A 24298-nucleotide genomic window follows, 5' to 3' on the forward strand; every position below is an offset into this window, starting at 1 on the left:
AGTAGTGTACCGTACAATAGTTATAATATTTTCGGCACAGTATGTCGTCCCACCACAGGTAACCGATGTCGGACCGGCGGCCGTCACGAGCAACTGATCTGGGTCGGTGGGCACTGAACGATCGATGGCACACTCACACACGGGAAGATCTAGCAAATATTTTTAATCCTGTAGTTCAGACATAGACTGTGCAAGTCGTAGTGATTGGTGGCGGCATTATAGGTATTGCATCCGCATACTACCTCCGCCAAAACGGGGCTGAGGTCACGCTTCTCGAGAAAGGGAATCTCGGTAACGGGAGTACGGACCGCGCCAACGGAGGGATACGTGCGCAGTTCTCCTCACCTGTAAGCGCCAGGCTCTCGATGAAAAGTATGGAGGTCTGGGAGACGTTTGAGGAGAGGTTCGACACCGACATCGCGTACCGGCGTCCGGGGTATCTGTTCTTGACGCGGGACGAAGACACGGCCGAACGGTTCGAGGAAAACGTCAGGAAACAGAACGAGGTCGGCGTCGACAGCACGTTGCTTGCTCCGGCGGAAGCGACAGAGCTCTGCCCGGAACTGTATGAAGAGGACTTCGTTGCAGCTTCGTACTCCCCGTCAGACGGCTTTGCTGACCCGCACCTCGCTCTTCAAGGGTTTTCGATGGCGGCGGACGAGTCGGGAGTCGACATCCGAACGAAGACCGAGGCGGTAGACATCGTTCGGGACGCACGCGGTCGTGTCACTGCCGTCGAGACCGGTGAGACCACGCTCGATGCGGATTACGTGGTCAATGCCGCAGGCCCTTGGGCCGCCGAAGTCGCGGAGTTGGCCGGTGTCAACCTCCCAATCTCGCCAAAGCGCCGACAACTGATGGTGGCCGACCCGGACACGGCGGTCGACGGCTCCGTGCCGTTCACGATCGACCAAGACCGTGGTGTCCATTTCCGTCCAGAGCGAAACGGATCGGTCGTCTGTGGAGGGCACTTCAACGAGGCGGACCCAGATATGAGTCCGGACGGATTCTCAAAGCAGGTGTCGCTCGACTGGTCCGCACAGGTGATCGAAGAGCTCTCCGACGTCGCGGGGTACTTCGGTCCAGAAACGGCAGTGAAAGAGGGCTGGGCCGGTCTGTATTCGGTGACCCCTGATCACCATCCGATAATCGAGGAGACGATCCCTGGGTTAGTCGTCGTAGCTGGGTTCTCTGGACACGGGTTCATGCAATCACCGGCGGCTGGACAGCTTGTCGCCGAGATCATCGTCGATGGGTCCACGTCACTCATCGACATTTCGTCGCTAACTTCCGACCGGTTCGAGCGGGGAATACGGCTCGAAGAGGGGACAGTTATTGACTGAGACAGCGGTGGCGAACTCTTTTCCCCTGTAGGTCTGTCGACGGCCGCATGCTTTGAGACGATCTATGGCCTGTGTTCGCTGCGAGTAGAGGAATCAGTCCGCAATGTCAGGTTTGAACGTTGGTCCAGTGGTGCCTGCACATGCCGACTGGTTGTCGCCCAACGCTTGCGCTGGTCCTCTGATTCCGTGAACGTCGCTCTATTCCTCGCGTCCGTCCGCGGTATCGGATGTACGGGCCGTAGATGTAACTTGATAAGCTGGTTCGCGTAGGACAAGGTTCGGTCCGCTACCCTTTGCTTTTCAGTCCGACCCGTGCTTTGGAACCAATCCACACCTCGGACACGTCAAGAACCCCTTCTCCCGGCTAAGTTCCGTCTCACAGTTCGAACAGTTGAATAGCGGTTCCTCGCTGTCAGGGCTGATTGCCCCGAGATGATCTAACTCCATCGTACACCCAGCAAAAAGCTATCATGTTATAAAAAGATACCGGGGGTACAGGCTGCAGCTCTACCGGATTCCGGGGTGTCGCTACGCGTACGGCTGTCTGGATGTGTTTGATTCAGCGATCCCGGAGAAGGGGTGCAACAGGGGCCCCATAGCTCGCAGTGTTCAGGCGAATGCTTCGGTTCGAATAGCTCGGCCCAGGAATCGGGAGTTCAATCCTGCATCGTGGCCACCCCTTCGGGCTGTGACGACGGCTGCTCTGACCGCGGCCAGATGAGCGAGACGATGATCGCCGCAGCGAAGCCGACGGGCGGGGCAACCAGACGGACGGTTACCATGTTCGTCAGCCCGAGCGTGACCCACGTAACCGTCACGATCGGTCCCGCGAGGAACGCGGCGATGAGTCCGTGCTTGGACAGGTTGTCCCCCCAAAAGAATAGCAGGGTGAACGCGGGGCCGAACGCGGAGAAGAGGCCAGTCGCCGAGTAGCTGACCAGCGTGTACACCAAGTTCTGTGAGAAGTATGCAATCGCAAGCCCGACCGACCCGACGACGAGCGTCCCGATACGGGAAATTCGGAGCTGGACCTTCTCGCTGAACTCCTTGCCCTCGTTGAGGACCTTGTTGTAGATGTCGTGAGCCGCCGCTGAGCTTGCAACGACCAGCTGTGAGTCCGCCGTCGACATCATCGCAGCGAGCGCGCCCGCAAGCAGTATCCCGCTAACCAAGTCGGGGGTATGCTTGGTGACCATGAACGAGAGAACCATCTCCCGGTTACCCTCCAGTGTGCTCGGTGCGCCGTGAAGAGTCCGCGCCAGAAGACCTAGTAGCACAGCGCCGATGGCGGTAAGGACACCCCATACGGTGGACACAACGATTGCGGTCCGGCGGTCGGACTCGCTGCGGACAGCCATCAGTCGCGCGTCGAGGTGGGGATAGCCGCCCAGTGTCGCGAAGAACCAACTGAGATTGGTCCCTACCAGCAGGAGCGCTGCGGACCCGGTCGCACCACCGAACCACGACGCACGTCCACCGCCGGAAGCTTCTAGAGAGCCCATGATCGAGAGGGAGGGGTCACTCAGAACCTGAACCAGGAGTATTCCTGGGAGAAAAATGAGGGTGAAAACCATTAGTAAGGCTTGCATCGCGTCAGTCCAGACAACTGCCAAGAAGCCGCCGGCGAACGAATAGAGAATGATCAGGATGGCGACGGTCAGCAATCCGATTGTCCTACTGACGCCGAAAACATCCTGGAATATCGTTCCGCCAGCCAGGAACTGCGATCCTACGTATCCCATAAAGAACACGAAGGTGACCAAGGCCGGCAGCGCTCTCATGATTAATGAATCTCCCGGGATTTTCTCGGCAAGGAGTCCAACGGGCGTGACCGCACCCGTTTCCTTTCGTCCTTCCATGAACGGCCGTGAGTACACCACCCACTGGAAAATCGCACCACCAGCTGCGCCGACGATCACCCAAACGGACGACAGTCCAGCGGCCCAGGCGAGACCCGGTAAGCCCAGCAGGAGCCACCCGGACATGTCAGAGCTCCGTTCCGAAAGGGCAAGCGCCCACCCTGGAAGCTTCTCCCCGCCAAGGAAGAAGTCGGACTCGTTTTCGACCTGTTTCGATCCCCAATACCCAATACCTGCAACCAGGATCAAGTAGCCGATTAGACCGAGGGCTACACTGTCAAGGCTTGCCATGTGTGTTAACCACGTCCACCGATTCTGAGCGGCCAATATTATAATTAACGGTAAATAATGTTCTTTCTTTGTATGTATTTATACATATTGGCTATCTGAGATATCCATACCACAATTCCAAACAGGCACTCGTGTTTTGTAACCAACACTACTTCAACGTTTGAGCGAACTGGCTGCCTGTCTCTAAAGCCAGTAGTAACGCATTTCACCACAACGATGAGGCGACCCACTATGGTTCGCACTCTTCCGCGAACTGAGAGCACAGCCGGCCATCGGAGAGATGGACCACAGGAACCCTTGTGTGGGTCGTTGAATGTGAATATCGGGGACGGAGTCGGTTACTCCACGCGAGTCCGGCTCTGTTCGCGCATGAACTGCTGCAGGTACCAGTACCCGCCGGCGAATTTCCCAGTTGTCCCGGAAAATTTCCAGCCACCGAACGGCTGTGCCTGCACTAAAGCCCCCGTGGTCGCGCTCTGGTTCCGGTTGACGTAGCACATTCCGGACTCTATCTCGTCGAACCAGTGGTCGATCTCCGTCTCGTCGGTGGAGAACAGGCCCGCACAGAGACCGTACTCGCTATCATTCGACTTTTCGATCCCCTCTTCGAGCCCGGAGACCGGGTGGATCGTCACAAACGGCAGGAAATGCTCCTCGCGGGCGAGTTCGTGCTCATGGGGGATATCAGTGACAACAGTCGGCTCCACAAACCGGCCCGCATCGAGATCGCCGTCCGTGACCACGTTCCCTCCGGTGTGAACGGTCCCGTCGTTCCGGGCCTGTTCCGTGATCTCCTGATAGTCCTCGAGCGCACCGTCATTGATCAGCGGTGAGACAAACGTGTCGCGATCCGTCGCCGGCCCGATAGTGAGTTCTTCCGCCTCCGTAACGAGTTTGTCCGTGAACTCATCGATGACGCTCTCGTAAACATAGACGCGGGAGGTGGCTGAACACTTCTGTCCGCTAAAGGAGAACGCGCCGTTTTTCACACCCTCGACTGCTTCGTCGATATCTGCCGTGTCGCTAACGATGACGGGGTTTTTACCGCCGAGTTCGGCGATGACCGGTCCTCGTTTACCGAGCTCCATGAAGCTCTCCTGAATATGTAGACCGACCCCACGGGAGCCGGTGAACGCGACACCGCTGACATCCTCGTGTTCCACGAGCGGCTGGCCGACATCGCTACCGCCACCCATGACGAGGTTCAGGACGCCATCCGGAAGGCCCGCCTCCTCAAGGATGTCCACGTACTTCCGTGCCACCAAGGGCGTGGTACTCGCCGGCTTGGCGACGACGGTGTTCCCAGTGATCAGCGCACCGGCACTCATCCCAACGAAAAGCGCCATCGGGAAATTAAAGGGTGAAATGACCGCGAACACTCCATACGGGCGCAAGAGGTTCGTCGTGTGTTGTCCGGGTGTCGGCTCGCCTGTGTCGAACTCGTACCCGTTCGCTCGTTCGAATTCGCTACTGTAGAAGTCGAGGAAGTCGATGGCTTCGTCGACATCTGCCATTGCCTCGGTGCGGTTCTTCCCGTTCTCCAGCGAGACGGTCGCCGCGAGTTCGTACTTCCGGTCACGCATGATGTCTGCGGCGTTCTGGAAGATCTCGACACGCGAATCGACATCGAAGGTCTCCCAGTCTGGAGCAGCCGCCTTCGCTGCACTCACAGCGGCCTCCACTTCCCGCTCGCTGCCCTCCGCGAACTCTCCGATCTCGAGGTTCTGGTTCCCCGGGCTCGTCACGGTGAAGGTATCACCTGTCTCGACCGCTTCACCATTAATCTGTAGCGGGTGTGACCCACCTAGGCTCTCCCGGACCGATTTGACGGCCTCCTCGTACGCCTGGTGGAAGGCCTCGACATTGTCTGCTTGTTGCTGTGTGAGGTACGTCAGCTCGTTATTAAATTCTCTGGGCTGCACGTTATATCGGTGTGTAGGAGGGGTATTATAGATTGGGGTTCCGTAGAATATGTCACTGGGCGTCGGCATCCTCGTTTCACCAGCGGATCTGACCTGCACCAGTGACGGGACACTTAACATCCTCCTTTGCAAGCGTAGAAATATGGACTCGTTCGAGGAAGTCTTCGACTGTTCGCGGGCGCTCGTCTTCGGAATCGGTGGTAGCGGCGATGTAGTCGGAACGCTACCGACAGTTCGGTTGCTGGAACAACACGGGATCGAAACGGTCATCGGCGGTTTGGCGTGGGAGCGGTCTATCGTCGACCCACAGCCTGGGCCGCGATCGATCGACGAACTCGACGAGGTCGACCGTGTGAGCGAGTCGCTGGCTCTCGGGTCAGGTGACACACGCACGCATGACGGAATAGCATTCGCGGAGACGGCCGTCGCGTCTTGTCTGGGCTGTGATGTCGCTTTCCTCGACGTGACGGACGGCGCGGAGGGGTTCGGTGAAGGCCTGGAGACCGCGTGCGACCGGCTGGACATCGATGTCGTGATCGGCGTTGACTCAGGCGGTGACGTCCTCGCGTCGGGGTCCGAGCCGGGAATAGTCAGCCCTCTTGCTGACGGGATCTCGCTGGCGGCTCTCGCCCAGCTCTCCTTGCCCACCTGTATTGGAATGTTCGGATATGGGAGCGATGGGGAGCTCACGCTTTCCGAGTTGCACCGGAACGTCGGCTCAGTCGCGGCCGACGGGGGGCTTCTAGGCGCGTGGGGGTTATCACCCATGGTGGGCGACGAACTTGAGCGGATCGTCGAGGAGATCCCCACGGATGCGAGCCGCCTCCCACTCCGCGTCAGCCGCGGCGATGTCGGAACGCACTCGATCCGGGACGGGAAGCGAACTGTCGAACTCACGCCAGCCAGTACGGTGACGTTCTACCTGGAGACCGCCACGGTTGCTAATCACTCAGACATGGCGTCCATCGTCTCCGGAACCTGCAGTCTCGAGGACGCCGATAGACGCCTCCGTTCGGAGGGGTTCGATACAGAGCTCTCATATGAGCGGTCTCGGGATGACGACGGCTGATCCCAAAGTTGCCCGCCGCCGTTCAGCATCGTGCCGCGTGGCCGACTGCACCCTCAAGGGAATTCTTATGAGGATCGAATTAGACATCACTGTCGTATGCTCGACCAGCTAGGAGCTGACCGAATGGCGAACGTACCGTTCTCAGGCATTAGGGAAATCTTCGAAGAGTGCGACCGCCTCGAGGATCAGGGGACGGATATCGTCCACCTCGAGATCGGGCGACCCGACTTCGATACGCCATCCCCGATCAAACAGGGCGCGATCGACGCGTTGGACCGTGGGGACGTCCACTACACCTCGAACTACGGGATCCAGCCGCTTCGGGAAGAGCTGGCCACGAAGCTCGAGGAGGAAAACGACATTCGATACGATCCGGACGACGAGATCGTGGTCACATGTGGTGCGACCGAAGCGGTGTTCGTTACCCTGCTGGGGATCGTCGAAGCAGGCGACGAGGTACTCGTTCCGGACCCCAGCTGGACCTATTCCGCCGGAATCCAGCTGGCCGGTGCCGAACCGGTAACGTATGAACTCGACCCACAAACTGGATTCCAGCCGGATATCGACTCGCTCCGGGAGGCCGTGTCGCCGGAGACGAAGCTGCTGATCGTGAACAGTCCGAACAACCCAACAGGCGGCGTTCTGGACGAAGCCCACGCGACAGAGATCCGTGACTTCGCTGTCGACAACAACCTCCTCGTGCTCTCCGACGAGATCTATGAGAAAATTCTCTACGACGACAAAACACATCAGAGCCTCGCCGCGTTGAACGCAATGCGGGACCGAACAGTGACGATAAACGGGTTCTCGAAGGCCTACTCGATGACTGGGTGGCGGCTCGGATACCTCGCAGCCCCGGCGGAACTCGTCGATCCGATCATCCGCGCGCGCCAGTACACGTCGACATGCGCGTCGTCGATCTCGCAACATGCCGGCGTTCGGGCTGTCGGAAGCGGGCTCCACGAGCCAATGGTCGAGGCGTTTGAGCGCCGGCGGAACCGCGTCTCCGAGCGCATCGAACGGATACCCGGGATGACCTGCCCGAACCCGACCGGCGCGTTTTACGCGTTTCCGACGCTCCCGGAGGGGTACACCGACGACCGGGAGTTCGTGTTCTCCCTGCTCCGTGAGAGCGGCGTTGCGCTTGTCCCCGGGAGCGTCTTCGGCGACGCCGGCAAGGGCCGCCTGCGGATCGCGTACTCGAATTCGGTCGAGCGGATCGACGAAGCGTTCGATCGGCTCGAACACTGGCTGTGATTCGGACTCCGAGTACCTCGTCCCCACACAGGGGGATGCGGAGCCCGAACGGGCTGCAATAGCTGCCTCGGCCAATTTCTTCGAAGTGCTGCAGTATCATACTGATCTTTCCGCGTCGCGACTATGCCTATCAATGACGTTAATACTATGTGTCTTGCCGACAGTGCTTCAGGTGCAATGGGACTACAGCTAGCGGACAACGTCGCTCTAGTTACGGCTTCAAGTAGCGGGCTCGGCAAGGCGTCGGCAGAAGTTTTCGCCAAGGAAGACGCGAACGTCGTCATCAACGGACGGGACAGCGCCCGGCTGGAGGATACCGCCGCTGAACTGGACGAGCTCGGCGACGGGCGGGTCATCGGCGTTCCCGGCGACCTGACCGACCCCGACGACATCGAGACGCTCGTTGACCGGACGATCGAGGAGTTCGGGCAACTGGACCACTTAGTGACGAACGCCGGCGGCCCTCCGAGTGGTCCGTTTCTCGAAACCTCGGAGGAGGATTGGTACGAGGCGTTTGACCTTCTCGTCATGAGTGTCGTTCGACTTGTCAACGAAGCGGTCGAGCCGCTTCGGGAGAGCGACTACGGGACCATCGTCAACATTACCTCCAGGAGTGTGAAGGAGGCCATCGATTCACTCGTACTGTCTAACTCCGTTCGAATGGGCGTCATCGGCCTCGAAAAGACTCTGTCCAAGGAACTCGCACCGGACGTACGTGCCAATGCGGTCCTCCCGGCCCCCCATGAGACGGCACGCATCCGGAATCTCGTTGAACAGGGCGTCGAACGTGGCGAATACGATTCGGTGGAGTCCGGGCTAGAAGCACGCGGTGCGGACAACCCGATGGAGCGGATCGGCCAACCGCAGGAGCTCGGAGAGGTCGTGGCTTTCCTCTCTTCACCGCGCTCCAGCTACGTGAACGGGACGTCGATCCCGGTGGATGGTGGCGACGGGAGTTCAAACCTCTAACTCTGCCGTAATCTCGATCCCGAATCACCGTTTTACTACATCGTCGATTCACTCCTCCGGCGGCACGGCTGTCAACCGTGTGCCCGCCATCGGTAGCTCGAAGCCATCGCGCTCGATGTAGTCATGTCACGGCCGCGAGGAAGTAAAACAAGGCCTTCCCGACTTTGCTGATGGTCCAGAAGGTCTCCCGACTGACCGTACCCTGTGCTTGGGCTACATCCACCATGCTTGATAATCTTTGAATGCGTTTAGTAAAGCCCTCGTCTTAAAAGGGAGGGAGGGGTAGGATTAATTGTCCAAGGGTACACCGGCTCCCGAACCCAGAATGATTACTACAGGCATCGGATTCGAAGAAACAATCTTACTGAAGAGTCTTGTTTTGGAGTGTGTCGGCTGAGTGTAGCTGATGTGTTCAGCTTCTATGCACAGTGTTATTCCCGTATCTAGTATGAGCATCAAGTCTATCTCCGGGAGGTTAGTATGTGTCGTATATTGCCACCTTTATATGATATGGGTACAGCTACATAGCAGACCACATGGCAGTAGGAATGGAGGATTCGAACGTAATCAACTGGACTGACGAATCGATCGCTCAAACGGAAGTCTGAACAACACAATACTTTACGCCGATACGATTGTAATATCGATGCTGTATAGATGTATAGAGTGGATTGCCAAACGCTGGGTGGAGCTACTAAATTACAGTGGTATGTCTGTAATAGATCCCCTCTATTGTAATCCCGTTTCTGCTGGTGCGGTGAGAGTGCTGAAAATATTACATTGGTACGGATGTAAGGCAGAAATCAGCAAGGATAGCGTCTAGTCCTCACTTGCTAACTCCGATGTGATGTTCGATCGGTTCGCCTCGATCGATCTTTCTATTTCATCGATCATGTCTTGGAGAGCGTCGACTAACTCGTTTTTTAGCCGATTTTCAGGGATCCGGTATATCGGCCCGCCAAGCGTGACTGCACCCAGAATGGATCCATCAATTCCGTCTACGGTTGCACCGATACCATGGTATCCGTCAAAACACTCGTTATTGTTGTACGCATAACCGCGTTTCGAGATATTCTCCAATTCCTCAAACAATTCATCCCTATCCGTAATGGTATTCTCTGTTTGCTGTGGAAGGCCGTGCTCGTCGAGTATTTCGTGTACACGTTCGTCGGGGAGATCCGCAAGGATAGCTTTCCCTGCTGCTGTGTTATGGGCATGTAGCCGTACGCGATTGTGATTGATGTTTTCGGAATGATAGAGGACATTGATTCTACCAGTTTCTTCGACGAGAAACTCCGTCTCGGCCTCAAACTCGTCTTCTAAGTTCTTTATTTCACTCTTTAAAATCTGATAGCTAGGTTTCCGGGTTTCGGCTGCGACGCTGAACTCCTTGAACCGGATCCCTACCCAGTACCGTCCGTTTTCACGGATGACAAGGCCTGAATCCGCAAGAGTATTTAAATGTGTATATAATGTGCTTCTTGAGATATCGAATTCGGAAAGCAAATCGGAGATTGTCGCACCATTTCCTCGTCTGATGGCGTCAAGAATACGGATAGCTTGCTCTGTTGTTCTATGCACATTCCCTTTGTCGTCTATGCCCATGATATCGATTACCATGTTCCTATGTGTTAAAAGTATTTCTATGCCGAACACTATTGATGTAGGGCGGTCTAAGGGCCGTGTTTAGTTAGCCGTGAAACGGGAGGTATGCTAGATTTGTAGCTGGTTCATTGCGGATATTACACGTTTCAGCGGTAGTACGGATTGGACTAATTTGGATTTCGTAGAGCGGGAACGGACACCGCGTCGGCTGATGGTGCTTGGTATTTGACTCAATCTTGTCGGATTATCGCTTTCGAATAACGTTCGGGGATTCGTGAAGTTCGGTGTCGAGCGATCGCGGAGGGCTGTTTACGATTGAATACAGAAAGCCGATCTACAGCTAGCAACTGACGTAACTCCGAATCATGTTGCGCTCGACGAAACCGTGATTCGAATCGACGAACAAAATCCACCATATACGACTGCTTCTGACGACTACGGCAGTATTAACTGCCCCTTCTGCAAGATCTAACCGAGAAACACGACGTCGAAGACGCTGTGTTTCTCGTTGATGGCACACAACATCTCCAGATGGCACTCCGCCGACATGGCCTCCGATTTCGACATGAAAAGCAGGGAAATCGGAACGTTATCGAACCCATCTTTTAAGTGATAAAACGACGCACCTTCTCGTTCTCAAACTGTTTCAGTCACGCCAGACCATCGAGAAGACAGTGTTCCGCTGATCAATTACGACGACGCCACTGATCCACAGTTTCTGCGCCTGCGTTACTGAAGCAGTTCGAGAATGAAGAGGTTCGTCGTTTTACTTCTCAAAAGATACGTTCAACACTGTTCCGGTTTCCATGGCATTCGTATCTGAAATCGAGACCATGCCGCTGACAGGCGTAGTTCAATGACTTGTCTCCATCGACGGGAAAACACCGCATCATCGACGTCGTGTTTCTCGCGTAATTCCGTGAAGAACGCACTAGCGATAACCTTTGTTCTGGTCGGTTCAAGCTTTGTGTGTAGCAGTTCGTTCGATTCTGGATCGACTGCAGCGTACAGCCAATACTATTCATCGTCAAGTCGGATCACCGTTTCGTCGACCGCGACGTAATCCGGACTTCGACCAGAATCGGGCTGTAGATCTGCTTTGTGGACCCAGTTGTGCACGGTAGAGCGAGCACGCTCAACACCAAATCTATCGAGAGGTCGAACAGTATTCGAGAGCGAAAGACAAGAAAGACGGTGCTGAATACTGAGCTGTATCAACAGTCGCGGTGTTGCTTCTCACTCCACAAAATCCAAGTCAAACTGGCCGATACGAGGGATGAGAAGTGCGTTTTCGGGTATGAATTACTTTGAAAACGTGACGCTTCAGTCCTTCAATCTTATCTGAATACCGCCAGCATGTCAGGGCCAAGTCCCTTTATAAATTGAGCTACCTTATTATTTTAAGCAGTTGTGTATGATTATAATGTATTTATATTACCTATCTGATTAAATGGTTGATGGTATCGTATAATTTCTATATATTGGTGGATGGAATACCAGCGTTCAGTTCGCAATTCTACCGAACGGCTGGGTCAACTATTTCGGTCCGGATAGGGCGTCTTCCAGACGCTGTCGAATCTGAACGTGAACTACCTGATTCCCAAGCGGACGATGCAGACAGAGGCGACCGTCCTCGAACGCATGGAAGCACACGATGAAGATGTAGCGGTAGAGACTACCTGGGTAGACGTTGAGCATGGGAGACTGTCGATCGTCTCTGACACGCCCTCAATTCACGCCAGTTCTGGGGCTTAGTGTACCAACCTCCGAAGTAGCGAGCTTCCATTCGATGGAGGATCATATCTCACTATATGATTTATTACGGAGTGCGGCGGGAGACGAGGGTCACTCCTATCCCGAACCGGGGTGGCCTCGGCTATCGGGTCCACGACACGCGGTCAGTCGCCCCGATTCACTGTCCGGCGACAACGCTCGCCCTCGTTCCGTCGCACTCGCCGCCGACCCATCGGGACCGGACCGAGTCGGACCAGCAACGAATCAAGCCACTGACTCCGAGCGATGCGACCGATCTCGAGGGTCGAATGCTTGGTTCGACTGTGCGCCAGGTAGAGTCCGCTGCCCGGCGGCTCGCCGGCAGGCGGACTGGGTACACAATGATGCTGTGTTGTCGACGACCTCCCTCGGTTGCTCGTCGTCGACGATCCTTCCCGCCGTGTACTGAGACGGTCTGCGGTACCGATCTCCCGTGCACCCACAGACGGGTCGTGGGTGCGCCGGCACTGACTGATAGCGGTCCGTCCGATTCAGTTCCGGGGCCGTGGCGTGGCAGTCATCTTCCTTTTCCGCCACACCCCCCGGAGGAACCGCCCGACTGTAGCCTCAGTTTGGACTCACCGATTGACGGTTCCGCGGGGCGCGCCGATCACCGGCGGGCCGTGATCTCTTCGCCGCAGAGCGGATCAGGTTCGGGTTCGACTCGACGACGGCGGGTCGGGGTGTCCGACGCCGGGAGCCGTCTCGCGACACTGGCAGCGACTCGAGTCGAATCGGACGATCCCCAGAACCCGGTCCGGCGTCTCACGGTACGGCCCGCGTGTCGAAGTTCCGGCTCGGTTTTGATAGCGCTCGGCTGTCGTCCCGCTTCGCTATCCGGCCGAACGGTGACCGCACCGTCGTACCGGGTGAAATGGACCTGTCCGGGGTTGATAAATCATATTCCGCGATATCGAATCCGAGGCACCGTTTCGGGGCTATCGGAACCACCCCGGCGTCGTTTAACAGCACTGAGACCGAACCGGTCCGGTGTGATCGTCGACGGCCCGTCCTGCGCGCGGACTTCATGCCAAGCGAGGGGGTCCACCGCCACGACGAGGTGTCGTCGCTCGAGGCCGCGTGAGCGTTCACCGCGGAGACGCTGGAGTTCGACATCTCGATGGCGTTCGGATCGGGGGCGTGCTTTGTCGCGGCGAGCAGCCCTCACCAGCACGCCGGAGAACACGTGGAATCGGCGGTCAACGCCGAACAGCGGACTGGGCCTCGAGCGGGTCGAACTCCTCGTGCCGGACGCGGGTGCCGTCGCTACGGTTCGGACGCGGCTGGTCGGCGACGGCGTATCGGTCACTGCGGTCGACGACGGTCTCGAGGTCACCGACCCGGAGGGATCGCGATTCGACTGCGGGCGGTTGACTGACCGCTGCGCTTCCGTTCGACTCGAGCGGGCGTGTATGACGGGTACTGGGTCGATCGACGAGCTGATAGAGCGAGCAATAGGTCGTCGGTCACGACCGTTATCGCGACGTGAGTGTTCGTTTCGATCGCATTCGGCGCTAGGTTTACACCGCCTGATCGCCTTTCGAATCGTACTATGGCCGCCGCCGATCCTTCGTCAGACCGATCGTGCTCTCGGAGCCGGTGTCAGGAGGCCGTCGACTGCGAGACCGTCCTCGAGTGGCCCCGCAGGCGACGGACACTCACGTCTATTCGTCGTCGCGGAAAACGGTGGGGAGACGTGGCTGCGTTCAGTACGCGGTCGAGGGAACGAGCGTGGGCCAGTCGGTCACGATCGCGCCCGCCGGGTGATCGATCGGCCCCACGGCCGCGTGGCGTCCGCCGGTATCGGAATCGCGCTCCGTCAGACAGCATCGAGCGCTACGACGGCACGAGTTTCTACGACTCCGCTCCCAGCGACGGGGCGACGGTCGCGGTTGAACCGCCCGCGGTCCCGGAGGCGACGACGCCGTTCGGAGCGACCGTCCCGACCGACGTGGATTACCAGACCCATGAGTGATTCGGACAGCTTTCGGGCAGAGCCGGCACAAATTCTGCTGGTCGAGGACAACCCCGGCGACGTTCGCCTGACCAAGGAAGCGTTCAAGCAGGGCCGGATCGAGAACGACCTGCACGTCGTCTCCGACGGGACCGAGGCGTTGGACTTCCTCGGACGACAGGGGCCGTACACCGACGCACCGCGCCCGGATCTCGTCCTCCTGGACCTCAATCTGCCCGGGAAAGACGGCGCAGAGGTCCTGGAAGAACTCAAGGCGGACCCGGTGCTGCGATCGATTCCGGTAATCGTCTTGACGAGTTCGCGCGCGGAAGAAGACGTCGTCAAATCCTACGAACTCCACGCGAACGCCTATCTCACGAAGCCCGTCGATCCAGACGAGTTCATCGAGACGGTCCGAGCCTTCGAGAAGTTCTGGTTTTCGGTCGTTCGGCTTCCGCCGGAGGGTGATTCGGAATGAGCGAGACGAACGCCCGGACCGAGACGGAACGGGACGGGGAGCCCGCCGACACGCTTCGTGTCCTTCTCATCGAGGACAATCCGGGCGACGCTCGGCTGATCGAGGAGATGCTCCGGGATACCGAAGAACTCGCCCAGCGAGTCAGTCCCATCGAATCGACCGGGCAGACGCCGGACCTGTCGCGGGAAACGCGTCTCGAGGACGGCCTCGAGATAGTCGACGCCGAGCCGACGGACATCGTGTTGCTCGATCTGAACCTGCCCGACAGCGAGGGGCTGGCGACCCTCGAACGGGTGCACGAGGAGACGGAGGAGACGCCGATCGTCGTCCTGACGGGCGTCCGCGACCAGCAGGTCGGCGTCGAGGCGATCCAACGCGGCGCGCAGGACTTCCTCGTCAAAGACGAGGTGACGAGCGAACTGCTGGTGCGGACGATCCACCACGCGATCGAACGCGCCCGTCAAGAGCGAGAGCGCCGCCAACAGCGCGAACATCTCGAGGCGCTCAACCGGCTCAACCGGATCGGACACGACATCACCCACGCGGTGATCACGACCGAGACGCGGGCGGAACTCGAACAGGAGGTGTGCGATCGGCTCGCCGAGTCCGACGCCTATCGGTTCGCCTGGATCGGGGGCGTCAATCCCGGGAGCGACCGCGTCGTCCCGAAGGCGGCGGCCGGCGTCGAGGACGGATACCTCGATGAAATAGATGTCTCCGTCGCCGAGGACGACGAGAGCGGACGCGGGCCGGCCGGAACGGCCATTCGGACCGAGCGGGTACAGGTTATGAACGACGCCCGGACGGACCCCGAGTTCGGACCGTGGCGAGAGCAGGCGCGTGCCCGTAACTTCCGGTCGGCGGCGGCGGTCCCGCTCATCCACGAAGACCTCGTCTACGGCGTGTTGAACGTGTACGCGTCGTCACCGCGGGCGTTCGAGGGGCTGGAGACCGGGGTGTTCGCCCGGATCGGCGACATCATCGCCCACGCGATCACGGCGATCGAACGCAGGGACGCACTGGTCAGCGACGCCGTGGTCGAACTCGAGTTCCGCGTCGAGGCGATGGCCGAACCGCTGGTCGAACTCTCGGCGACCGAGTCGTGTACGATCACGTTCGAGCAGTTGGTCAGCGGCGACGAGGCGCTGCTGGCCTACGGCTCGGCACACGGCATCTCCCAGGAGGCGTTCAGCGACGCCATCGACGACACTGACGGGATCGGCGACGTGCGGTTCCTCTCAGTCAGGCGCGACGACCTCGAGTTCGAACTGGTCGCGCCCGCGGCCGTCTCGCTGTTCGAGACGATCGCGACCCACGGCGGTCGCGTCGCCTCGGCGACGATCGCCGACGGGGAGTTTCGCTTCGTCGTCGAACTCCCGCGGGGTCGGGACACCCGTCAGATCATCGAACTCATCAGAAACCAGCGCGACGACATCACCTACCTCGCCCAGCGGACCACCGAACGCAGCGAGCGCATCGACTCCGGCTCGGCGTCGGTCCTCGAGGAGGAGCTGACCGAGAAACAGCGAGCGGCACTCGAGACGGCCTACTTCGCGGGCTACTTCGACTGGCCGCGGGGCAGCACCGGTGAGGAGATCGCCGAACGGCTCGGGATCGCGCCGGCGACGTTCAACCAGCACCTCCGGACGGCAGAACGGAAGTTCTTCAATTCCGTCTTCGGTGAGTAGCGGGGTCCCGTTTCAGAGCCCGACGCCGTCCGCCAGGAGTTCGTGCGAGCGCAACACGTCATCGTGGTCGGCGATGATATTCTGTACGATCACGTCCTCGACCCCGACACGGTCGGTCAGTTGCTCGAGCAGATCGGCCACGGTTTCCGGGCTTCCCGAGATCGAACGCGGCCAGTCGCCGTCGGGAAGCGGGTTCGGCGTCGGCTCCGGGACGCCGCCGAGTTCGTCGATCGCGGCCTCGACTGACGGGGGTGAGCCGACGACGCCGCGTCGCAGCCGCTTGTACGACGCTTCGGCGGTCGCACGCAGTCTGGCCGCTTCGTCGTCGGTGTCCGCACAGGCGACGTTCATCGCCAGCATCCCCTCGGGTTCGTCCGGCCCCGCTCCGAGCGGGGAGGGGTCGAACCGATCCCGGTAGGTTTCGAACGCACGTTCGGCGAGGGTCGGCCGGATGAACCCGGCGAAACAGTAGCGGAGACCGAGCTTCCCGGCGATTTCGGCGCTCGCGGGGCTCGATCCCAGGACCCACGGTTCGGGGACGCTGTCGGCCGAGCGAGGGAGGGTCAAGTCGCCGTACGCGTGTTCGTCCGGGAACCCGTCGTGGAGGTGGGTGACGGTCGATTCGATTTTTTCGGCGTGGTCCGCGTCGGGGTCCCCGCTCTGGCGGTCGGTTCCCAGCGCCCGGTCAGCGGCCGGGATGCCGGTCGCCCGGCCGAGTCCGAGGTCGATGCGGCCCGGAGCCAGCGCATCGAGGGACGCGAACGTTTCGGCCACCTTGAACGGCTGGTAGTGGTTGAGCAGAACCGTGCCGGAACCGACACGGATCTCGTCGGTTTCGGCTGCGAGACGCGCGATCAGGACTTCCGGGGTCGTACTCGCGATCGAGTCAGCCATGCCGTGGTGTTCGGCCATCCAGAACCGCGAGTAGCCGAGGTCCGCGGCCAGTTGCGCGAGTTCGATGGTGTTCTCGTAGGCATCAGTCGCGGTCCCATCTTCCGGGACGGGCGCGAGGTCCACGATCGAGAGATCCATACCGATCACTCCGAACCGAACGCCGAATAGCCGTTCGATCTCCCGCGCGAGGTGGGGTCCGGTGGCGAACCGATTTTAGGTCGCACGAAAAAATATTATTGAATTGAAAAGTTATATGTGTCCGAGACTCCACGGACTAGCTGTGATGAATACGCAGAAGACCGTCCAACAGGAAGCCGGCACCGTCGAGGAGAACGCGCTTAGACTCGAGCCCGAGAAGGCAGAGCAGATCGTCGAGGCGCTGAACCGCGACCTCGCGGACGCGTACGTCCTTTACCACCAGCTCCACAAGCACCACTGGAACGTCGAAGGCGCGGAGTTCCTCGACGTTCACGTCTTCCTGCAGGAGGTCTACGAGGATGTCGAGGTGGCGGCCGACGACCTCGCCGAACGCCTCCAGGCGCTCGGCGGCGTTCCGCACGCGAGCATGACGACCCTGGCGGAGCACGCCACCGTCGAGCCCGAGGACGAGGACGTTTACGACATCCGGACGTCGCTCGCGAACGACCTCGAGATGATGGGCGATATCATCGAGAGCTACCGCGAACACATCGAGCTCACGGCGGGACTGGGTGACCACGCCACCGCACAGATGCTCCGCGAGCAACTCGAGACCATCGAGGAACACACCCACCATATCGAGCACTACCTCGAAGACGATACGCTCGTCCTCGAGTCGGCGACGAACTAACGGTCGCGGTCTCTCTACTGCAGTTTTCGACGGCGGTGCTCAGACGGAGACGTCGATGTCGTCGTCCTCGAGCAGCGTTTCGGCGACCCGTTCGGTGACGAGCGAGCTAACGCTTCCCGCGAGTGCCATCGCCTCCCGGTCGGGCTCCGCGAGGTCGAGCACGTCGCGGAAGAACGCCGAGAGGACGACGTAGGTTTCGTACAAGTCGGCGGCCGTCTCCCGCCCCTGCGCGGTGAGCGTCGCCCCCTCGTACGGCTCGTAGGTGAGATACCCCCGCGTCTCGAGTCGCTGGAGCGTTTCCGTCGCGACCGCCGGCGACCGATCGAGTTCGTCCGCGACGTGTCCCGGTGCGACCGGTTCCCCACCGTCTCGAGCGGCGAGATAACAGACGAGCAAGTACTGAGACGCGTCCGTCATGCGCGCCGAGTGGGGTGATCGCGGCCGGATCGCTGGCGGTCCTCGTGAGACGCGTCGAGACGGGAGACGAGCGACGAAGCGGTGGGCGACCACGTCGGCCTGGGATCCCCTGGCAGATCGTCGTCCATGGTTTTAGGCTTGCCTAAAACAATAAAGTAGTTGCGGCTAGTCGGTTCCGCGACGGTCTCACAGCCGTCGGAACCGTTGTCGGTCTGGAGAGGTAACCGTACGCGGGCTGTCCAATCGGCGTGGCACTCGAAGCAGCCGTTACCGCGGAGTCATGAGTCGGCGGCGAGGCGGCGTCGGCCGACAGTCACACCGAGACAGTCGCCGACCGCGCCGCCGGACGGTTCACAATGGCCTTCTTCGGCGGTATTACGAGTCGTCGGCGACCACGCTGCCGATCCCGTCAATCGGCCGGTCCGGCGTGAACTCGTCGATTTCGTCGGGGAGTCCGAGCTGGTACTGGGTGCCGTTCTCCCGGACCGACGTCCGACCGCGGTGAACCGAGACATCGCCGTTCAGGTGCAGTTGGACGGCCTCGAGCAACGCGCTGGCCTCGAGGGGCTGGCCGCGGCGTTTCATCTCCGCGACATCGGCGTCGTCGGGGACGTCGAACGCGCGCTGGGTGATGATCGGTCCCTGATCGAGGTCGGTCGTGACGTAGTGGGCCGTGACACCCGCGACTCGAACGCCCTCCTCGACGGCCTGTCGATAGGCCTCCGCACCGGGGAACGCCGGGAGCAGGGAGGGATGAACGTTGATGATACGGTCCTCGTAGCGGAAGACGACGTTGGGGCTGAGGATGCGCATGTATCGCGCGAGGACGATCAGATCGACGTCGTACTCCCCGAGGAGTTCGAGCAGTTCGTCCTCGTTTTGCTGTCCGCCCTCGTCGCCGATGTCGTGGAAGGGAACGTCGTAGTGTTCGGCCAGCGGTTGCAGGTCGTCGTGGTTGCCGATGACGACGCCGATGTCCGCGCCGAGTTCGTCGTTGGCCCAGGCCTCGAACAGGGCCTCGAGACAGTGGCTCTCCTTAGTGACGAGGACGGCGATCTGCTGGGTCTCGCGGTCGGCGGGGAAACGGACCTGGACGTCGAGTCCGAGGTCGTCGCCGAGGTCGCGGAGGTCCTCCCGAAGCGTGGCCTCGGTACAGACCATTTCGGAGGTGTCGACGGCGAGATACATCCGGAAAACGCCGTCGCGGACCGCCTGATCGAGGTCCTCGATGTTGACTCCGCGCTCGAACAGGAGGCTAGTCACGTTCGCGACTAATCCGGTGTCGTCGTCCCCGATGACCGTAATTTCGGTTACGTCGGTCGTCAACGCTGCCACCTCCGCTCGAGCGAATTGCGATTCATCACGACGGACTGCAGTCTACGGGCGGCTAAAAGTCCTACTTTCCGGAGAGACGCGTGCGAATCCCCCGCATTCGGTTCGGCCTCCGCCATGGTTGTCGGAGCGGGTATACGTCGGTTGCAATGAAGGTAGTGGTCGGTTCAGGTCGGACGACCGTCCGTTCGGACTGCCCGAGTCGGACCCGACCGCCGCGTGGCCACCAGTATCCACGAACGTGTATTACGGAGTCAAGGCGAAAGCGTTTTTGAGCACGGTTACGGGGTAACAGGTAATGACCGCCTATACCGCGACGGTGACCGTTCGACTCAAACAGGGCGTGCTAGACCCCGAGGCCGAGACCACGAAGCAAGCCCTCGAGCGATTGGGCTTCGAACTCGAGGGGCTGCGGTCGGCCGACCGCTTCGAGGTCGACCTCGACGCCGACAGTGTGGCCGCTGCGCGCGAGCGCGCCGACGAGATGGCAGAACGGCTGCTGGCAAATCCGACCATCCACGACTACGATGTGGAGGTCGCCGAACGGTAGATGACCGTTGCAATCATTCGGTTCGGCGGTTCGAACTGCGATCGCGACGCCGAGCGCGCGCTGGCACACCTCGAGATCGACGCCGAGATCGTCTGGCACGAGGACGGTCTGCCCGAGGACGTGACCGGCGTCGTCCTCCCCGGCGGCTTCTCCTACGGGGACTACCTCCGTGCGGGCGCGATGGCGGCCCGCTCGCCGATCATGGCCGAGGTTCGAACGGCTGCGGCCAACGGCGTTCCCGTCCTCGGCGTCTGTAACGGGGCTCAGGTCGGCTGTGAGTCCGGGCTCACGGAGGGCGCGTTCACGACCAACGAGAGCGCGCGCTTCCAGTGTGAACACGTCTCCCTGCGCGTCGAGCGCGCGGACACGCCTTGGACCGCCGCCTACGAGGAGGGCGAGGTCATCGAGATTCCGATCGCGCACGGCGAGGGCCGCTACGAGATCGACGACGACCGATTGGCCGAACTGGAAGCCGCGGGGCGCATCCTCTTTCGATACTGCGACGAGAACGGCGACTCGACCCCCGAGGCGAACCCGAACGGGTCCAAGCACGCCGTCGCCGGTATCCTCGGCGACCGCGATTCCGTCGCGGTGTTGATGCCCCACCCCGAGCGCGCGACGCTGCCCGATGTCGGCCCGACCGACGGGCAGGGCATCCTGCGCGGCCTTGAACAGTAATTCGGTTGCGTCAGGGCTCAGAAACGATTCTTCTCCGAATTCGTGAACGATAACAACGGCGACTCAGTTCGTGAACTGAGTGGAACAGTCATATGGGATGGGTTCGTTGAAGCCGATCGGAATACAGGGGAATGGGCACGACAACCGGACCACACACTCGAGTCGTCGTCGTCGGCGAAGACGCCGCGGACGTGGCACGCGCTCTCGAAGAGCGCGACGTGTCGACCGAGTCGGTTCGGACGGCCGATGCGTGCCTCGAGCGACTCCCGAACGTCGACGGCGTCGTGATCGCAGCGAGAGCACGGTCGGACGCCGACCTCGTCGATTGCTGTCGGGTGATTCGAGACAGCCGCTCCGCGGTCCCGATCGTCGTCTTTCCCCACGACGGAAGCGAACGGCTCGCGGGTGCAGTCGTCGCGGCGGGAGCGGACGGCTACGTCCCCCGTTCGCAGGGGGTCGAGACGCTCGTCGATCGGCTGGACGCGCTCCTCGAGGCATCGACACCCGACGCCCGCTCGACGCCCGCGGACGCCCCGACGATCAACGCGGCATCGGCGGCGGACGCCGACTCGGCCCGACTCGAGTCGCTCATCGAACAGTCGCCGCTCGCGGTCATTGAGTGGACCCTCGAGTACGAAGTCCGCAACTGGAATCCGGCCGCGGCCGATCTGTTCGGATACACGGCCGCGGAGGCGATCGGCGAATCCGCTGTCGACCTGATCGTCCCGGACTCCGACCGCGACACCGTCCGAGAGTTGCGAGAGCGGATCGCCGACAACGAACCCGATAGCGGGTCGTTCTGCCGGATCGACTCGAACGTCCGCAAGGACGGGACGGCGATCACCTGCGAGTGGTTGAACACGCCGCTGGTCGACGACGAGGGAGAGATCGGCAGCGTTCTGTCGTTCGTCCGGGACGTGACCGCCGAGCGCAAGCGCACGAACGCACTCGAGGCACTCCAGGAAACGACCCGAGAGCTACTGCGGGCCGAGTCGACCGACGAAATCGCCGACATCGTGATGACGGCGGCGGAAGACGTGATCGATCGACCGCTCGGCGCGATCAGGTTCTACGACGACGACAGCGAGACCCTCGAACTCGCCGGTGTGACGCCACTACTCGACGCCAACACTGACGAGATCCCGCCGATCGAGCCGGACGGCTCGATCCTCTGGGACGCCTACACCGACAGCGAACCGACCGTCATCGAGAACGTCTCGACCGACCGGATTCCGTACGAGATCGAGACCGACGTGGGAAACTCGCTTCTCCAGCCACTCGGCGATCACGGCATGTTGTCGGTCGCGTCGGTTGGGTCGAACGAACTCAGCGATGCCGAGTTCCACCTGATCCACGTTCTCGCGACGACCGCCGAGGCCGCGCTCGATCGAGCGGCACACGATCGCGAACTCGAGCGGACGAAGACGGTCGTCGAGACGGTCGGGGACTGTGTCTACCAACTCGATCGCGACGGCCGGTTCGTCGAGGTCAACGACGGGATGAAGGATAGGACCGGATACGACCGAGACGAACTCCTCGGCGAACACGTCTCGCGGATACTCTCCGACGAGAGCGCCGAACGCGGACGGCGACGCGTCCGGGAACTGACGGCCGACGACGAGCAGCGTACCGCGACGTGTGAAGTCACGCTGACCGGGGCCGACGGCGAACGGATTCCCGCCGAAGTCAGTATGGCGCTGTTGCGGTCCGACGGCGATATCGAGGGCACCGTCGGCATCGCCCGCGACATCAGTGATCGCAAGCGAATGGAGCGGGAACTGGTCGACCGGAAGGCGAAAATCGAGGGCCTCCACACCGTTGCGTCTCGGCTCGAAGACTGTGAGAGCCGGGAAGCGATCTACGACGTGGCCGTCGAGGCGGCCGAAGATATCCTCGGCTTCGATCGCTGTTTCGTCGACAGGATCTGTGGGGGAGCCATCGTGACGGAAGCCGCGTCCTCCGGTCTCGAGATCGATCGCGGGGAGCAACGCCCGTTCGACGAGGGCATCGCCGGACGGACGTATCGGTCGCGACGACCTTCCCGTGTCGACGAGATCGATTCGGACGATGGGATCACGTCCCGTATCGACAACTGCCGGTCGGTGCTGAGCGTTTCGATCGGTAATCACGGCGTGTTTCAGGCCGTTTCGTCCGAGCCCGACGCGTTTACCGCGGCCGACGAGGAACTGACGGAACTGTTGTTATCACACGTCACCGATGCGCTCGACCGGATCGCGTTCGAGGAACGACTGCGGGCCGAACGCGACCGGTTCGCGGCGTTGTTCGAAAACGTTCCCGACGCCGTCGTCAGCGTCAGCCGACTCGAGGACGGCCCGATCGTCGAGGACGTCAACCCAGCGTTCGAACGAATTTTCGGCTACGACGAGGCGGACCTCGTCGGAACGGCCCTCGACGAGATCATCGTGCCGCCCGATCGACGGGCCGAATCCGATACCCTCAATCGCCGGGGCAACCGCGGTGAGATCGGCGAGGCAGAGGTCAAACGCCGAACTGCGGACGGCCTGCGCGATTTCCGACTGCGGGTCGTCCCGATGGAGATGGACGGGTCGTCGGATCGCGGCTTCGGGCTCTATACCGATATCACCGCCCAGAAACAGCGACAGAAACGCCTCGAGATACTCAATCGGGTCCTCCGCCATGACCTGCGCAACGGCATGAACATCATCAACGGCTGTGCGGAGATGCTCGTGGACGCGGTCGACGACGCCGACAGCGAGTACGTCGAGACCATTCAGAACCGGACGCGGGAACTCATCGGACTCGCGGAGAAAACCCGAACCGTCGAACGCGTCCTCGACCGTGAGACGGTCGCGGCCGGCCCCGTCGACCTCACCGAGGCCGTCGAAGGGGCCGTCGCCCGCCTCGAGAACACCCATCCCGACGTCGAGGTCACCTGCTCGCTGCCGGACGGAGCCTTCGCTCGCGCCGACGAATACCTCCGGACGGCCGTCTTTCAGGTGCTCGAGAACGCCGTCGAACACAACGACCAAGCGCGGCCGACCGTCGACGTGACGGTGTGTGACCGGCCGGACCAGGAGGAACTAACGTTGTCAGTCGCCGACGACGGTCCCGGTATCCCTCCCGAAGAGCGAGAACTACTCGAGGGCGACCGGGAGATCACACAACTCCGCCACGCGAGCGGGCTCGGTCTCTGGCTCGTCAACTGGGTCGTGACCCAGGCCGGCGGTCAGCTCACGTTCCATGACAACGAACCTCGAGGGACCGTGGTGACGCTTTCGATTCCGCGCGCCGACGCGGAGTCGGTCCGGTCGGCGTCGGACGAACCGGCGACCGGCGATTAGTCCGTTTTCAGTCTCCCTCTCGAGGAAGACCAGCTACCGCCCAAGGGTACGAGCGCGCACCCAGCGC

The 24298-nt window shown here is 60.7% G+C and carries 16 protein-coding genes and 2 pseudogenes; 11 read left to right on the forward strand and 7 right to left on the reverse strand.

Going from position 1 to position 24298, the window contains the following annotated elements; translation table 11 throughout:
* The first annotated feature begins 188 nt into the window (after nucleotides 1-188).
* Nucleotides 189-1343, forward strand: a complete 1155-nt coding sequence (locus C486_RS14435; protein ID WP_049910596.1) for an NAD(P)/FAD-dependent oxidoreductase — start codon at nucleotides 189-191, stop codon at nucleotides 1341-1343.
* Between the two features lie 656 nt (nucleotides 1344-1999).
* Here the strand turns inward: C486_RS14435 and C486_RS14440 are convergent.
* Nucleotides 2000-3493 carry a sodium/proline symporter gene (locus C486_RS14440; RefSeq protein ID WP_008457334.1) on the reverse strand — a complete coding sequence of 498 codons (1494 nt, stop codon included), beginning with the start codon at nucleotides 3491-3493 and terminating at the stop codon, nucleotides 2000-2002.
* A 338-nt stretch (nucleotides 3494-3831) separates the two neighbouring features.
* Nucleotides 3832-5514, reverse strand: coding sequence for an aldehyde dehydrogenase family protein (locus C486_RS14445; RefSeq protein ID WP_206536975.1), 1683 nt, complete (start codon nucleotides 5512-5514; stop codon nucleotides 3832-3834).
* A 43-nt stretch (nucleotides 5515-5557) separates the two neighbouring features.
* On the opposite strand from C486_RS14445, the gene C486_RS14450 reads away from it, so the two are divergent.
* From C486_RS14450 to C486_RS14460, 3 genes are all read left to right on the forward strand, one after another.
* Nucleotides 5558-6484 (forward strand): DUF1152 domain-containing protein, encoded by a 927-nt coding sequence (locus C486_RS14450; protein ID WP_008457336.1) that lies wholly within the window; start codon nucleotides 5558-5560, stop codon nucleotides 6482-6484.
* Between the two features lie 123 nt (nucleotides 6485-6607).
* Nucleotides 6608-7741 carry a pyridoxal phosphate-dependent aminotransferase gene (locus tag C486_RS14455; RefSeq protein ID WP_152419178.1) on the forward strand — a complete coding sequence of 378 codons (1134 nt, stop codon included), beginning with the start codon at nucleotides 6608-6610 and terminating at the stop codon, nucleotides 7739-7741.
* 177 nt (nucleotides 7742-7918) lie between these two features.
* The gene (locus C486_RS14460; RefSeq protein ID WP_008457338.1) at nucleotides 7919-8710 is read left to right on the forward strand and encodes an SDR family oxidoreductase; all 792 of its coding nucleotides are present in this window, start codon (nucleotides 7919-7921) and stop codon (nucleotides 8708-8710) included.
* A gap of 819 nt (nucleotides 8711-9529) precedes the next feature.
* Here the strand turns inward: C486_RS14460 and C486_RS14465 are convergent.
* Nucleotides 9530-10315: an IclR family transcriptional regulator gene (locus C486_RS14465; RefSeq protein WP_008457339.1), complete on the reverse strand. Its 786-nt coding sequence runs from the start codon at nucleotides 10313-10315 to the stop codon at nucleotides 9530-9532.
* Between the two features lie 127 nt (nucleotides 10316-10442).
* Here C486_RS14465 and C486_RS22375 point away from each other — a divergent pair.
* A pseudogene (locus C486_RS22375) lies at nucleotides 10443-10921 on the forward strand (IS6 family transposase); the annotation flags it as partial.
* An 80-nt stretch (nucleotides 10922-11001) separates the two neighbouring features.
* Here the strand turns inward: C486_RS22375 and C486_RS20325 are convergent.
* A pseudogene (locus C486_RS20325) lies at nucleotides 11002-11536 on the reverse strand (IS6 family transposase).
* Between the two features lie 2519 nt (nucleotides 11537-14055).
* Between C486_RS20325 and C486_RS14475 the strand changes: the two are divergent.
* Together C486_RS14475 and C486_RS14480 are read left to right on the forward strand one after the other, a co-directional pair.
* On the forward strand, nucleotides 14056-14520 hold the full coding sequence (locus C486_RS14475) for a response regulator (RefSeq protein ID WP_008457342.1): 465 nt from the start codon (nucleotides 14056-14058) through the stop codon (nucleotides 14518-14520).
* Complete coding sequence (locus C486_RS14480; RefSeq protein WP_008457343.1) at nucleotides 14517-16208, forward strand: bacterio-opsin activator domain-containing protein; 1692 nt, start codon at nucleotides 14517-14519, stop codon at nucleotides 16206-16208. The genes C486_RS14475 and C486_RS14480 overlap by 4 nt, the downstream gene beginning before the upstream one ends.
* 12 nt (nucleotides 16209-16220) lie before the next feature.
* Here C486_RS14480 and C486_RS14485 read toward each other — a convergent pair whose 3' ends face one another.
* On the reverse strand, nucleotides 16221-17240 hold the full coding sequence (locus C486_RS14485) for an LLM class flavin-dependent oxidoreductase (RefSeq protein WP_008457344.1): 1020 nt from the start codon (nucleotides 17238-17240) through the stop codon (nucleotides 16221-16223).
* A 145-nt stretch (nucleotides 17241-17385) separates the two neighbouring features.
* Here C486_RS14485 and dpsA point away from each other — a divergent pair, with 145 nt between their 5' ends.
* Nucleotides 17386-17931, forward strand: coding sequence for a DNA starvation/stationary phase protection protein DpsA (gene dpsA / locus C486_RS14490; protein WP_008457345.1), 546 nt, complete (start codon nucleotides 17386-17388; stop codon nucleotides 17929-17931).
* A 39-nt stretch (nucleotides 17932-17970) separates the two neighbouring features.
* Here the strand turns inward: dpsA and C486_RS14495 are convergent, their stop codons facing one another.
* Both C486_RS14495 and C486_RS14500 read right to left on the reverse strand, forming a co-directional pair.
* The gene (locus C486_RS14495; RefSeq protein WP_008457346.1) at nucleotides 17971-18348 is read right to left on the reverse strand and encodes a metal-dependent transcriptional regulator; all 378 of its coding nucleotides are present in this window, start codon (nucleotides 18346-18348) and stop codon (nucleotides 17971-17973) included.
* A gap of 375 nt (nucleotides 18349-18723) precedes the next feature.
* Nucleotides 18724-19674 carry a formyltetrahydrofolate deformylase gene (locus C486_RS14500; protein WP_049888578.1) on the reverse strand — a complete coding sequence of 317 codons (951 nt, stop codon included), beginning with the start codon at nucleotides 19672-19674 and terminating at the stop codon, nucleotides 18724-18726.
* A gap of 304 nt (nucleotides 19675-19978) precedes the next feature.
* Here C486_RS14500 and purS point away from each other — a divergent pair, with 304 nt between their 5' ends.
* The 3 genes from purS (at nucleotide 19979) to C486_RS14515 (ending at nucleotide 24231) form a co-directional block, all read left to right on the forward strand.
* Nucleotides 19979-20230 (forward strand): phosphoribosylformylglycinamidine synthase subunit PurS, encoded by a 252-nt coding sequence (purS, locus tag C486_RS14505; protein ID WP_008457355.1) that lies wholly within the window; start codon nucleotides 19979-19981, stop codon nucleotides 20228-20230.
* Nucleotides 20231-20908: a phosphoribosylformylglycinamidine synthase I gene (gene purQ / locus C486_RS14510; protein WP_008457357.1), complete on the forward strand. Its 678-nt coding sequence runs from the start codon at nucleotides 20231-20233 to the stop codon at nucleotides 20906-20908.
* A 131-nt stretch (nucleotides 20909-21039) separates the two neighbouring features.
* Nucleotides 21040-24231: a PAS domain S-box protein gene (locus C486_RS14515; RefSeq protein WP_008457359.1), complete on the forward strand. Its 3192-nt coding sequence runs from the start codon at nucleotides 21040-21042 to the stop codon at nucleotides 24229-24231.
* Nucleotides 24232-24298: the final 67 nt, after the last annotated feature.

This window comes from Natrinema gari JCM 14663 (genome assembly GCF_000337175.1).
Taxonomy (GTDB): Archaea; Halobacteriota; Halobacteria; order Halobacteriales; family Natrialbaceae; genus Natrinema; species Natrinema gari.